Origin of the sequence: Azospirillum sp. Sh1 (genome assembly GCF_008365135.1) — a bacterium.
Taxonomy (GTDB): Bacteria; Pseudomonadota; Alphaproteobacteria; order Azospirillales; family Azospirillaceae; genus Azospirillum; species Azospirillum oryzae.
This window is the reverse complement of sequence record NZ_VTTK01000001.1, coordinates 321423-334623: the sequence shown is the minus strand read 5'-3', so window position 1 is coordinate 334623 and position 13201 is coordinate 321423. Positions and strand designations below refer to the sequence as shown.

General features: G+C 68.7%; 12 protein-coding genes. 6 read left to right on the top strand and 6 right to left on the bottom strand.

The genetic code is table 11. The features are described from left to right. Positions 1–8 precede the first annotated feature (8 nt). Together FZ029_RS01580 and FZ029_RS01575 are read left to right on the top strand one after the other, a co-directional pair. Positions 9–458, top strand: coding sequence for a DNA polymerase III subunit chi (locus FZ029_RS01580; RefSeq protein ID WP_149267748.1), 450 nt, complete (start codon positions 9–11; stop codon positions 456–458). Between the two features lie 120 nt (positions 459–578). Then, the gene (locus FZ029_RS01575; RefSeq protein WP_149267747.1) at positions 579–1796 is read left to right on the top strand and encodes an ATP-binding protein; all 1218 of its coding nucleotides are present in this window, start codon (positions 579–581) and stop codon (positions 1794–1796) included. A 10-nt stretch (positions 1797–1806) separates the two neighbouring features. Here the strand turns inward: FZ029_RS01575 and FZ029_RS01570 are convergent, their stop codons facing one another. Then, positions 1807–2574, bottom strand: a complete 768-nt coding sequence (locus FZ029_RS01570) for a class II glutamine amidotransferase (protein WP_149198303.1) — start codon at positions 2572–2574, stop codon at positions 1807–1809. A gap of 149 nt (positions 2575–2723) precedes the next feature. Beyond that, positions 2724–3791 (bottom strand): DUF2125 domain-containing protein, encoded by a 1068-nt coding sequence (locus FZ029_RS01565; protein WP_247892094.1) that lies wholly within the window; start codon positions 3789–3791, stop codon positions 2724–2726. A 121-nt stretch (positions 3792–3912) separates the two neighbouring features. On the opposite strand from FZ029_RS01565, the gene FZ029_RS01560 reads away from it, so the two are divergent. The 3 genes from FZ029_RS01560 to FZ029_RS01550 all read left to right on the top strand — a co-directional run bounded on the left by FZ029_RS01560 (position 3913) and on the right by FZ029_RS01550 (position 8416). Next, positions 3913–4518 carry a gamma-glutamylcyclotransferase gene (locus FZ029_RS01560; RefSeq protein WP_149267746.1) on the top strand — a complete coding sequence of 202 codons (606 nt, stop codon included), beginning with the start codon at positions 3913–3915 and terminating at the stop codon, positions 4516–4518. 182 nt (positions 4519–4700) lie between these two features. Continuing rightward, positions 4701–6380 carry a cache domain-containing protein gene (locus tag FZ029_RS01555; RefSeq protein ID WP_149267745.1) on the top strand — a complete coding sequence of 560 codons (1680 nt, stop codon included), beginning with the start codon at positions 4701–4703 and terminating at the stop codon, positions 6378–6380. Positions 6381–6424: 44 nt separating this feature from the next. Next, positions 6425–8416: a M1 family aminopeptidase gene (locus FZ029_RS01550; RefSeq protein ID WP_149267744.1), complete on the top strand. Its 1992-nt coding sequence runs from the start codon at positions 6425–6427 to the stop codon at positions 8414–8416. Positions 8417–8565: 149 nt separating this feature from the next. On the opposite strand, the gene FZ029_RS01545 is transcribed toward FZ029_RS01550, so the two are convergent. From FZ029_RS01545 to pdeM, 4 genes are all read right to left on the bottom strand, one after another. After that, entirely contained in the window at positions 8566–9759 is a 1194-nt protein-coding gene (locus FZ029_RS01545) for a GTP-binding protein (protein ID WP_149267743.1), read from the bottom strand. Then, complete coding sequence (locus FZ029_RS01540; RefSeq protein ID WP_085089810.1) at positions 9729–10199, bottom strand: Fur family transcriptional regulator; 471 nt, start codon at positions 10197–10199, stop codon at positions 9729–9731. Before FZ029_RS01540 ends, FZ029_RS01545 begins: the two co-directional genes overlap by 31 nt. A gap of 200 nt (positions 10200–10399) precedes the next feature. Next, positions 10400–11869, bottom strand: coding sequence for a deoxyribodipyrimidine photo-lyase (locus tag FZ029_RS01535; RefSeq protein ID WP_149267742.1), 1470 nt, complete (start codon positions 11867–11869; stop codon positions 10400–10402). A 67-nt stretch (positions 11870–11936) separates the two neighbouring features. Continuing rightward, on the bottom strand, positions 11937–12674 hold the full coding sequence (pdeM, locus tag FZ029_RS01530; RefSeq protein WP_149267741.1) for a ligase-associated DNA damage response endonuclease PdeM: 738 nt from the start codon (positions 12672–12674) through the stop codon (positions 11937–11939). A gap of 124 nt (positions 12675–12798) precedes the next feature. Between pdeM and FZ029_RS01525 the strand changes: the two genes are divergently transcribed. Then, positions 12799–13182: a 2Fe-2S iron-sulfur cluster-binding protein gene (locus tag FZ029_RS01525; protein ID WP_149267740.1), complete on the top strand. Its 384-nt coding sequence runs from the start codon at positions 12799–12801 to the stop codon at positions 13180–13182. Positions 13183–13201: the final 19 nt, after the last annotated feature.

Sequence of the window (13201 nt, the reverse complement as noted above, 5' to 3'; positions counted from 1 at the left end):
AAGGAGCCATGACCGAAGTCCGCTTCTACCACCTGCAACGGCGCACGATGGAACAGGCGCTGCCCAAGATCCTGGAGAAGGTTCTTGAGCGGAACTGGCGTGCCGTCGTGCTGGCCGGTTCGCCGGAGCGGGTGGACATGCTGAACCAGCATCTGTGGACCTACGATCCCGGCTCCTTCCTGCCGCACGGGGCGGCGCGCGACGGTTTCGCCGACAAGCAGCCGGTATGGTTGACCGACGCCGACGAGAACCCGAACGGCGCCACCGTGCTGGTCACGGTGGACGGCTGCGTCAGCGACCGGATGGACGCCTTCGAGCTTGTCTGCGACCTGTTTGACGGCAACGACGACGAGGCGGTGCTGGCCGCGCGCCAGCGCTGGAAAGCCTGCAAGGCGGCCGGCCACAGCCTGACCTACTGGCAGCAGACCGACCGCGGCGGCTGGGAAAAGCGGGCCTGAGCGGTGCCGGGCCGGCTGCCCGGCCACTCATTTCGCCGGGCTGTTCATTTCGATTGCATTCGATCCGTTCAGAGGCAAATCTAATTGCCCACGCGGACGGTTCAAAGGTGCATGCTCCCGATGAACAGGAGCCAGTTCGACCCGGCGCTCGCCCAGCAGGTCAAGGACGCGAGCATCCTGATCGTGGACGACAACCCGTCCAACGTCGACCTGTTGCGGGAAATCCTGAGTCATGACGGCTATCGCCGTGTGCGCGGCGAGACCGACCCGCGCAAGGTGCCGGACCTCTGCGCCGCGGAGCCGTTCGACCTGCTGCTGATCGACATCCGCATGCCGCACATGAGCGGCTTCGACCTGATGGAGCGGCTGAAGCCGATCTTCGGCGATGACTACGTGCCGATCCTGGTGCTGACCGCCCAGACCGACCAGGAAACCCGGCGCAAGTCGCTGGAACTGGGCGCCAACGACTTCCTGACCAAGCCCTTCATCGCCTGGGAACTGCTGCACCGCGTCCGCAACATGGTGGAGATCCGCAAGCTCTACCGCCGCGCCGCCGAACAGAACCGCGAGCTTGAACACCGGGTTTCGGAGCGCACCGCCGAGCTGTCGGACGCGCTGGAGGCGGCGCGCAAGGCCGACCGCGCCAAGCTGGACTTCCTGGCGGTGATGAGCCACGAGCTGCGCACGCCGCTGAACTCCATCATCGGCTTCGCCGACGTTCTGGCAGGGGAGGGGATGGGCAAGCTGGGCCATCCCGATTACCTGGAATATGTGAAGCTGATCGAGGAAAGCGGCCGGTCGCTGCTGACCATGGTCAACAACATCCTGGATTATACGCGCGGCTCCACCGGTTCCATCGAGATCCAGGAAAGCGACGTCAACATCCCCCAACTGCTGACCGGCTGCGCCGACATGCTGGCGCCGAAGGCGGCGGGCAAGCGGCTGACGGTGGCCGTCCATCCCTGTCCCGCCTTCCGCATGCGCATCGACCGCCGCCGGCTGCGCGAGATGGTGCTGAACCTGCTGGACAACGCGGTCAAGTTCACGCCCACCGGCGGCCATGTCGCCGTCGCGGTGGAGGACCGCGGCAATTTCGTCGGGCTGACCGTGCGCGACGACGGGCCGGGGATTCCGGCCGAGCTGATGGGGCGCATCTTCAACCCCTTCACCCAGGCCGAACGCTCGCTGATCCGCCAGCATGAAGGGGTCGGGCTGGGGCTGCCCATCGTGCGCCGCTTCGCCGAGCTGCATGGCGGCGGCGTGGAGATCGACAGCGCACCGGGGCGGGGAACGGCGGTGACCATCCTGCTGCCGAAGGAGCGGTTGCTGGAGGGGTGATGACCCTCCCTCAATGAAACGTGAACATCTCCGGCGCAGCCCCGATGCGTGCCACCAGCCCGCCGTTGGGGGGAACCTGCCGCCACTGGTCGCGCTGGGCATCGACCGGCTCCGACACCACGATCAGGCCATTCTCGCCCCGGCGCCAGTACAGGCTCGGCGGCTTGTCGTCGGACGCCCAGCGCACCGCCCACATCCGCTCGCCGTCGGTCCAGGTCGCGGTGAAGCGAAGCGGCGCGGTGATGTCCAGCGCCCGCATCTCGTCGCGGATGGCATGCAGCACGCGCTGGAAGGCACCGACCGAATCCCGCTCCAATCCCTGGCCGAGTGCGGCGAGGAAGATCGCCTCGCTGTCGGTGGTGCCGGTGCGGGTGCTGTACAGCTCGTCCGGGATCATCGCCTCGACCCGGCGGCGCAGGCGGGGCCAGTCGCCGACCTGCCCGTTGTGCATGAACAGGAAACGCCCGGCCTTGAAAGGATGGCAGTTGGCCCGGCTGACCGCGGTGCCGGTGGCCGCCCGCACATGGGCGAAGAACAGGTGGGAGCGGACATGGCTGCAGATCGACTGCAGGTTCTCGTCCGACCAGGCCGGGCGGATCTCGCAATAGCGGCCGGGCTCGGTCCGCTCGCTGTACCAGCCGACGCCGAAACCGTCACCGTTGGTTTCGGTCTTCGCCTCCGCGGCGTGCATCGACTGTTCGATCAGGGAATGGCAGGGCGTGCAGACCAGCGTTTCCAGGAACACGGGTTCGCCGCAATAGGCAAGAAACCGACACATCGACCGACGCACCATGGCAGCCGCGACAGGGACTGCGTCAATTTGACCTGATGCGCCGTGTGAAACAAGGGGGCGGAGTCATGGAAGCGTCATGCCCACCGGCACCTGTTGCATTTCCGCCGGTTATCGACGGCACCGCCCGATACTTGTCACCAGACCAGCTTGGGCAACGCTGCGACGCGCAGCGGCCCGACATACAGGGCGCGGTCCTGCACCGTCACCGGGGCGGTGACCAACGGTTCGCCGTTCGGGCCGGTCGGACGCGCCAGCATGGCCAGAACGGTTTTGGCGATGGCGGCCTCGTTCGGGCGCATCATCGGCTTCACCGCGTCCAGGATGGCCGGCGCGCCGCGGATCTCGGCGGTCAGCGCCGCCTGCGGCTGCAGCTGGGCGTCCAGCGCCAGCGTGCCGGACAGCACGGCCCCCAGCGGTCCCCAATCCAGCGCCAGCCGGTCCAGTTCCACCGTGCCGCCGTCGCGGCTCCAGGCCGACAGGCTCGCCGGTTCCGGTCGTGGCGGTATGCCCATGACACGCAGGGTCAGTTCCGTCCGCTTCACCTCGCGGCCCAGCGTCGGCGGCAGCATGCCGTCGGGCAGAGTCAGCCCGTCGGCGGACAGCGTCACGGTCAGGCCGGCGGTGCCGCGTTCGGCCGGCGACCGGTCCGGCTGGGCGGCGCTGACGTCGAGCGCGGCGACCGGCACCGGCTGTCCGGCGACCCGTGCGGTCAGGCCGGTGAAGTGCAGGGCGAGCCGCTCCAGCGTGCCCGACATCCGCATGGTCACGTCGCCGCTGCCACCCTGCGGGGCCAGGATGTCGACGGGCGGCTGACCGGGCTGGACGACGGACAGGCGCTGCTCGCCCGGAAAGGTCAGGGCGATGCGGGTCGGGTTCCAGGGGGCTGCTTCCGCCACCAGGCCCCCGCCAAGCCAGTCGGCACCGCGAGTCGCCAGATGGAGATTTTCCAACTCGGCCCGCAGGGTGAAGGGGAAACCGCCGACGGTCAGCCCGCCATGTTCGACCACTGCCCCGTTGGCGCGCTGGTCGGCGACCCAGGTCTCCAGCCCCTCCCGCACGGACCGGGCCGCCTGCCACCACCACAGCGAATAGAGAAGGGCAGGCAGCAGCAGGACCATCAGCACCAGGATGGCAGCGATCCGGCGCCCGGTCAGCAGGCGGCGCGGGGCGGAAGAGGTGGCGTTGGGTCGCATCCGTGGCATGTCCGTTCCATGTCCGTACCGTTATAGCGACCCCGGAACCCGCATGCTAGGCTCGGTGGCTGTCGATTCGCTTCCGCTGTTCCAGCGACCTCCCTCCTGCGGTTTTCCCCAACGATCTGCCATGGCTCCCGATTCACCGATTCCGACTCCCGCCTGGACCGGCGACATCGCCGTCGAACCCGGCGTCGACCTGTGGGTGTTCGGCTATGGCTCGCTGATGTGGAACCCCGGCTTCATGTTCGCAGAGCGGCATGCGGCGACCCTGGCGGGATACCACCGCAGCTTCTGCGTCGCCTCCTACCGCTATCGCGGAACGCCGGATCGGCCGGGGCTGGTGCTGGGACTGGACCGCGGCGGCTCCTGCCGGGGCATCGTCTTCCGGGTGTCCGCGGCGGACGTGCCCTCCACCCTCGACTATCTGTGGGAGCGTGAGATGGACAGCCGGGTCTATCGGCCGAGGCTGCTTCGCGTGCGCCTGCGCGACGGCCGGTCGGCGGAGGGGTTGGAGTCGGTCAGCGCCTGCTGTTTCGTCGTCGACCGCAACCATCCGCAATATTGCCGTGGCCTCGACGAGACTGCGGTCGTTTGTCGCATCGCGGGCTGCTGCGGCCAGCGCGGCCCCAACATCGATTACCTGGCCAACACGGTGGAGCACCTGCAGGAGCTTGGCATCTGCGATCCGAGGTTGTCAAAGTTGTATGACAAAGTACGTAGACATCCGGGTTGACCCAGGCTTGCGGTCTGTTTCATGGAGTCTTTTCGCTGAAATGTGATCATTTGCGATGGTTGCATTATTGCTTTGTAATTACCCGCTGCGCTTTTCCGCAGAATGATGTCTGAATTGTATGGTTTTGACTTCGATCAACCGGTTCCCTAGACTTTGTATTGTCTATCCGGGAGGTCGTTTGTATGAAAAACGTCAGCATAAGAAAAAAGTTCCTCACCATTTCCGCGGTCATGCTCTGTGCGATCATTGGTATCGCTGTCATCCTTCTCTCGTCCCTGCGAGAGACCCAAGAGGAGAACGGCCGGGCGAAGGTGAGATCCATTGTCGAAGTGGCGATCGGTACCATAAAAGATTTCGAGACTCGCGCGGCGAAGGGGGAAATGCCGCAGGATGCGGCGCGAACCGCGGCCAGGAATGCCGTCCGTGCGATGCGGTATGCCGGAAGCGAATATTTGTTCGTCACGGACGCGGACGGGAAAATCGAAGTCCATGGCGGGCAGCCGCAAATCGAAGGACGGAATCTCGGTGAATCCAAGGATCCGAACGGCGTTCCCTTTGCACAGCTTCTGGTGGAGGAAGCGCGAAGGGGCGGCGGTTACGTCACCTACTCCTGGCCGAAGGTGGCAGGGGCGGAACCCAGCCCCAAGATCGCATACGCGCAGATGACGCCGGGTTGGAAGTGGGTCGTCGGCACCGGGGTCTATGTCGACGACATCGACGCCGAATTCAACCGTCACGCGCTGCAGGCCGGGCTGCTCGGCGGCGGGCTTGGCATCGCGGCCCTGTTGCTGGCGCTGTGGATCGCCCGCTCCATCACGCAACCGCTGTCGCGGCTGACCGCGGCGATGCGGCGGCTGGCCGATGACGATCTCGACGTCGAGGTCACCGACACCGGCCGCCGGGACGAGATCGGGCTGATCGCCGCGACGGTCGGCGTGTTCAAGGAACGCGGGCTGGAAAACCGCCGGCTGCGCGCCCAGCAGGAGGAGATGCACGTCAAGGCGGAGGCCGAGCGGGTGGCCCTGCTGTCCAGGCTGGCCGACGGATTCGAACGGTCCATCGGCGAGGTGGTGCGGCAGGTGACGGCCTCGGCCGGCACCATGAGCCAGACCGCCCAGTCGCTGACCGCCAGCACCGGCACCGCCACCAGCCGCAGCAGCGCCGCCGCCCAGGCCGCGGAAGAGGCGGCGGTCAGCGTCAACACCGTCGCCGGCGCCACGGAGGAGCTGTCCAGCTCCATTGGCGAGATCGGCCGGCAGGTCAGCGCCTCCAACGACGTGGCGAACCAGGCGGTGACCGAAGCGGCCAAGACGAACGAGGTGATGAATGGCCTCGTCCGCGCCGCCAACGAGGTGGGCGAGGTGGTGAGCCTCATCAACTCCATCGCCGGGCAGACCAACCTGCTGGCGCTGAATGCCACCATCGAGGCCGCGCGTGCCGGCGAGCACGGCAAGGGCTTCGCCGTCGTGGCGAGCGAGGTGAAGGGGCTGGCCAACCAGACTGCCCGCGCCACCGAGGACATCCAGAAGAAGATTGCGGAAATCCAGCAGGCAACCAACGTGGCGGTGGTGGCGATCCGCGACATCGGCCATGTCATCGGCGAGATGACCAGCATCTCCAGCGCCATCGCCGCGGCGGTGGAACAGCAGGGGGCGGCGACGCGCGACATCTCCGCCAACGTCCATCAGGCGGCCCAGGGCGCGCAGGCGGTCTCGATCAACGTGGCCGGCGCCAGCGACGCGACAACCGATGCCGGCGTCAAGGCCAACGAGATGCTGGATGAATCCGGCCGCCTGACCGGCGTCGCCGACCGGCTGCGCAGCGAGGTGGACGGCTTCCTGGAAAGCATCCGCGCGGCATGACGCCGCGCTCGCCCTTCGGCGGTCCGGCGCCCATCTTGAGGACCATGACGAAGCTGCGCATCCCGGTCCCGACCCTTGGGGCCCTGGCGGGGGCGGCGCTGACCCTGGGCGCGATTGCCCCGGCCGGTGCCGCACCGCTTCACCATGATATCGACCTGACGCTCGATCCCGCCGCCGGACGGATAGAGGCGGTGGATCGGCTGACCCTGTCGGCGGGGATGCAGTCCCTGAGGCTGGATCCGGCCCTGACGCTGGAGGAGGCGCGGGCCGGCGACAAGCCCGTAGCGGTGGACCGGCGCGGCGACCGGTTGGTGCTGACGGTGCCGGAGGGAAGCGGGTCGGTGACGCTGCGCTACGGCGGCCGATTGCCGGGCTTCACCGCCGGCACCGGCCTTGCCCTGGATGGCGAGGGCGCCTTCCTGCCGGGGCTCGGCGGCTGGCTGCCCGATCCGATCTTGGCGTCGGAAGAACCGCCGACCTGGCGCCTGTCGGTGCGGGTGCCGGCGCCCTATGTCGCGGTCGCCACCGGCCGGCTGGTGGAGGAGGGGCGCGACGCCGCCGGCTACCGCGCGGTGTTCGAGGAAAGCCGCAGCGTGGAGGAACCCTCCGTCTTCGCCGGTCCCTGGACGGTGGAGGAAAGGATGGCGGGGGACCTGCGCCTGCGGCTCTACCGCCATCCGGAGCAGACGGGGCTGGCCGACGGCTATCTCGGACTGTCGGAGCAGGCGATCGCCGCCGGGTCCGCCCGCATCGGCGCCTACCCCTTCGACGGATTCAGCATTGTATCGGTTCCGCCGCCGGTGGGGCTGGGCTTTCCCGGTCTGACCGCGATCGGCCGCGCCGTCCTGCCGCTGCCCTTCATCCGCAGCCAGTCGCTGACCCACGAGATCATGCACAACTGGTGGGGCAACGGCGTGCGGGTGGGCGAGGGCGGCAATTGGGCGGAGGGACTGACCACCTACATGGCCGATTATGCCGCCGCCCAGGCCCGCGGCGCCGATGCCGCGCGGGCGATGCGGCTGGACTGGCTGCGCGACTATGCCGCCCTGCCGGCCGAGCGCGACCGCCCGCTGACGGCATTCCTGTCCAAGACGCACGATGCCTCGCAGATCGTCGGCTACGGCAAGGCGGCGATGCTGTTCCACATGCTGGAGGCGGAAAGCGGGCATGACGTCTTCGATGCCGGCATCCGCCGGTTCTGGAGCGAACATGCCTTCCAGACGGCCGGCTGGTCCGACCTGCGCCATGCCTTCGAGACGGCATCCGGCCGTGACCTGGGCGGGCTGTTCAGTCAATGGGTGGAGCGGCGGGGCGCGCCGATGCTGACCCTGGTCGATGCCCGTGCCGATGGCGACGGTGTGCGGCTGACCCTGCGGCAGGAAGCCGATGCGCCCTATGCGCTGTCCGTGCCGGTGCGGCTGGAGACGGCGGCCGGGGTGGAGGAGCATGGCGTCCAATTCGACAGCCGGCAGGCGACGCTGCGCATTGCATCGAAAGCGGAGGTTCGGGCGGTGGCGGTCGACCCCGACTTCGACCTGTTCCGCCGTCTGGCCCCGGGGGAGGCGCCGCCGATCCTGCGTGACGTGACCCTGCGCCCGGGTGCGGATCGGGTGATCGCCGCAGACGGCGAGGCGGCGGAGGCCGCAAGGATGCTGACCGGCCGGCTGATCGACGGCTCCGGTCGCGAGAGTGGCGGCCGGGAGAGTAGCGGCCAGCATAGTAGCGGTGGAGCGGCGCCGTTGCTGCTGGTCGGCACCGACGTGGCGGTGGCACGGGAACTGGAGGCGCGTGGGCTGCCTCCGGTGCCGGCGGAACTGGCCGGCCGGGGCAGCGCACGGGTGTGGATGTCGCGCGCGGCGGACGGGCGGACGGCGCTGGTGGTGTCGGGTGCCGACGCCGAGGCGTTGCGGGCGCTCGTCCGGCCGCTGCCGCATTATGGGCGGCAGAGTTGGCTGGTCTTCGAGGGCGCGAAGGCGGTGGACCGCGGGGTGTGGGCGGTCGGCGACAGCCCGCTGCGGCGGGTGGTGGGGCGGTGATGGTGGGAGGATGTCGGCTATGGGTGCCCCCTCCCCATCCCTCCCCCGCTTTGCGGGAGAGGGGGCAGGAGCTTTGCGGGATTGCGGCGGCAGTTCCCTCTCCCACGTAGTGGGGGAGGGTTAGGGAGGGGGCACCCCGCAGCCCGTACTTACCCCTCCTTCCCCTCGCCCCAGACCAGCCCGTTGAACAGCGGTTCGATCACCGGCTGGCCGAGGTCGCGGGTGATGAAGACCAGCTTGGTACGGTGGTCGTCGCTGGGCCACTCCTCCAGGCGGACGGGCGGGTGGAACATGTGCTGGACACCGTGGACGACGACGGGCAGCTCGCTTTCCTGGACGTTCAGCAAGCCCTTCACCCGCAGCAGGTTCTCGCCGGCCTGGGCGATCAGTGCCTCCATGAAGTCGACGAAGCCGTTCCAGGGAATCGGCCGGTCGATCACCATGCAGAAGGCTCGGATGTGGTCGTCATGGCGGTTGGCGTCATGATGATGATGGTCATGGCCGCAGTCGGGGGCGCAATGGTCGCCGTGTTCATGGTCATGATCGTGGCTGTGGTCATGACCGTGATCGTGATCGTGTCCATGGTGACCATGGTCATTATGCCCGTGCGCCTTGGCCTGCTCGTCGCGATAGGCCTCCTCGCGCAGCCAGCGGGCGACGTCGGGGCTCTTGGTCTCGGGGTTGTAGAGCCCGGCGTCGAACAGCCTGTTCGGATCGACCTCGCCATGGGCGGCGGGGATGATCGGGGCGGCCGGGTTGATGGCGGCGAGCCGCTGCATCAGGGCGGCGGTCGCCGCCGGGGTGGCGACGTCGGTCTTGGTCAGGACGATGCGGTCGGCGACGGCAGCCTGCTTCACGCTTTCCGGCTGGCGGTCGAGCTGGAGCGAGCCGTGTGCCGCGTCCACCGTGGCGATGACGCCGTCCAGGCGGAAGCGCGCGGCCAGCAGCGGGTCGGACATCAGGGTGTGGATGATCGGGGCGGGGTCGGCCAGCCCGGTCGTCTCCACCACCACCCGGTCGAATTCGGGGATCTCGCCCTTCACCCGCTTCAGGAACAGGTCGCGCAGCGTGTCGACCAGATCGCCGCGGATGGTGCAGCACAGGCAGCCGCTGTCCATCAGCACCATGTTCTCCGACGCCTTGGCGACCAGCAGATGGTCGAGCCCGACCTCGCCGAACTCGTTGATGACGATGGCGGTGCGGGCCATCGCCGGGTTGCGCAGCAGCGCCTGCAGCAGCGTGGTCTTGCCGCTGCCGAGAAAGCCGGTCAGCACCGAGACGGGAAGACGGGCGGGAGGGGCGGCGGGAGCGCTCAACGGGGATTCTCCTGACAGGATTTGCACAGGCCGCGCACCTCGACGGTGGGGCGCTGGACGCGGAAGCCGCGCTCGGCCGCCGCAGCGTCGATGGCGGCGCCGACGCCCGGATCGTCGATCTCGGCGGCGTCGCCGCAGGCCTCGCACACCAGGAACTGCCCGGAATGGACATCCCCCGGCGCGGCGCAGCCGACATAGGCGTTCAGCGATTCGATGCGGTGGACCAGCCCCTGTTCGACCAGGAACTCCAGCGCACGGTAGACGGTCAGCGGCGCCGCCGCCTTGCCGTCCTGCTGGCTGAGATCCTCCAGGATCGCATAGGCGCCGCGCGGCCGGTGGCTGGACCACACCAGCTCCAGCACGCGGCGGCGTAGCGCGGTCAGCCGCGCCCCCCGTTCGGCGCACAGCGCGTCGGCACGGGTCAGGGCATCGGCGATGCAGTGGGTATGGTCGTGAAGCGCGGACATGGGTGTTACTTTATAACACTCCGCCGGCTGTTGCAATGCGCCAAGGGAAAAGGCGGCCCCGGGGGAGGGGCCGCCTTGTCAGGTGGCGGTCGTTCTTTCTTTTTGGGACGGCGCGACCGCACCGGGCCGCTGCCGGCAGGATAGCGAAGGCGCGTGACCGTTTGCGGGCGACGCCATGACTCTTCGATGAAGATCGCCGCTCAGGTCGCGGCCTCCGCCTTGCCCTTGCGCTCGTTGTAGAGGGACAGCGTGCGGTCGCGGGCGACGGCATGGTCGATGATCGGGCGTGGATAATCGTTGCCAAGCCGGACGCCGGCCTGCCGCAGCACCTCGGTCGGCGCGGCCCAGGGTTGGTGGATCCAGCGTGGCGGCAGCCGGTCCAGTTCGGGGACGTAGCGGCGGACGTAATCGCCCTGGGGGTCGAACTTCTCGCCCTGCAGGACCGGGTTGAAGACGCGGAAGAAGGGGGCGGCATCGGCTCCGCAGCCGGCCACCCACTGCCAGTTGCCGGCATTCTGGGCCAGATCGGCATCGACCAGCGTGTCCCAGAACCAGCGCTCCCCCTCCTGCCAGGGCAGCAGCAGGTCCTTGATCAGAAAGGAGGCGACGATCATCCGTACCCGGTTGTGCATCCAGCCGGTCTCCCACAGCTGGCGCATGCCGGCATCGACGATGGGATAGCCGGTGCGCCCGCGCTGCCAGGCTCGCAGGCCGGCGGCATCCTCGCGCCACGGGAAATCGGCGAAGCGGCGGTCCAGCGGGCTGTCGGGCAACTCCGGCGCATGGTGCAGCAGGTGGTATTGGAACTCGCGCCAGCCGATCTCGCGCAGGAAGGCGTCGATGCCGGGCGCCAGTTCCGGCCGGGCCTCGGCCGCATGGCGGGCGGCATGCCAGACCTGCCGCGGCCCGATCTCCCCGAAGGCCAAATAGGGTGACAGGGCAGAGGTGCCGGCGCGGTCCGGCCGATCGCGCTCCGTCGCATAGACCCCGACCGGCCCGTCGAGGAAATCGGCGAGATGGGACAGCGCCGCGGTCTCTCCCGGCACCCAGCGCTTGCGCAGGCCCGCCGCCCAATCGGGCCTTGTCGGCAACAGGCCCCAGCTTTCGAGCGGGTCGCTGGCCGGTGCGGTGCGCGGCGCTAAGAGATCGGACGGTGTGCGGGTCGGCAGCGGCGGGTTCAGCGTGGCCGACAGATGGCGCCAGAAGGGGGTGAAGACCTTGAAGGAACCGCCGCTCTTGTTGCGGACGGTCCAGGGTTCGGCCAGTAGGCCGGCGTTGAAGCTGCGCGTGTCGATGCCGCGCGCCTTCAGCCGCTCCTTGATCGCCGAATCGCGGGCGGTCTGGGCGGGGGTATAGCGGCGGTTCCACAGCACGCACTCCGCACCCGTCTCCGCGATCAGCGCGTCGAGCACGGCGCCCGGTTCGCCCCGGCGCAGCACCAGCGGCGAGCCGTGGCGGGCGCAGCAGGTGGCGAGCCGTTCCAGGCTGCCGTGCAGCCACCAGCGCTGCGCTCCGCCCAGCGCCCAGGGATCGCCGGCTTCCTCTTCCAGGATGTAGAGCGGGATGACCGGCGCGCCGCGCTCGGCAGAGGCTTGAGCGGCGGCGGTCAGCGCCGGGTTGTCGGCAAGGCGCAGATCGTTGCGGAACCAGACGATGATGGGGGCGGGCATGCGCGGTGCTCGGTTGGTCTCATCCGGATCCACCGATATAGGCCGCGCTCACGCTTCGGCCAGAGCATCAGCGCGCGCGGTCCGGCGACAAACGGGCGCAGGGGAAGCGGTAGACCCGGCCGCGCGCCGTCATCAGCACCTCGAAACCCGGCGCCAGCAGCCCGTCGAAGGCGGCATCCAGCACGTTCAGCCCGCCGGTGAAGCTGCCGAAGGCCGGCAGGATCAGCTTGGCGCCGTCATGGGCGAAGCAGCGTTCGCGCACCCGCCGCCCGGCCAGTGCCACGGCGGCGGCCGGATGCAGGTGTCCCGACAATTCGCCCACCGCGCCCGGCTGTGCCTCGTGCCGGAAGGTCAGGGGGCCGACCGACAGTTCCGCCGCCACCCGGCCGCCGAAGCCCTGCGGTGGTTCGGGGTCGTGGTTGCCGGTGATCCACACCCAGTCGGCGACGGCGGCGGTCAGTCCGCACAGCCGCTCCACGTCGGCGGCATCCATCCGCTCCGCCGCGCGGCGGTCGTGGAAGCTGTCGCCCAGGCACAGCACGCGCGCCGGCCGGATTTGCGCGATCAACTCCGCCAGCCGGTCCAACGTCGCCCGCGTGTCGTAGGGCGGCAGCATCCGGCCGCGCGCGGCGAAGGCCGATCCCTTCTCCAGATGCAGGTCGGCGACGGCGAGGATGCCTTCCGCCGGCCACAGCAGCGCGCCCGACGGATCGGCCAGCAGGTCGGCACCGCGGAAGATCAGGGTGGCGCGGCTGTCGTCGCCCTGACAGGCAGAGCCGTGGCCTTGGGAGGAAGCTGACAACATTCGTTTACCGGCAATCATCGGAAAGGGGCGATATCCATGATATTTCTGTGGGCATGATGTTTGCAGCCGGGCGGGCCACCGCCGTGGAGGCATGGCGGATCACAACCATACCCGGAGGATACCCATGGCCACAGTGACGTTCACCGGCCTGAACATGACTAAGGACATGACCGTCTACGCGGTCGCCGGCGATACCGGTACTCTGCTGGCGCTGGCGAAGAAGCACGACATCCCGATTCCGTTCCAGTGCCAGGACGGCGAGTGCGGGTCCTGCCTCGTCAAGGTGACCTATCTGGACGGGAAGACTCCGATGGCGATCGATCTGACCGAAAAGGAGAAAGTTACCCTGTCCGTGAACGGCAAGCTGAACAGGGACCTGTTGGAGGCGGCCGAGAACGCCCACCGCCCGCCGCCCTACCGTCTGGCCTGCCAGTTCATCGTCCGTGACGAGACCATTCTTGTCGAGTTCAGCGGCGAGCCGGGAGTGGAGCCGGAACTGCGCAAGTAACCTGCGGTCGGCATGGGGC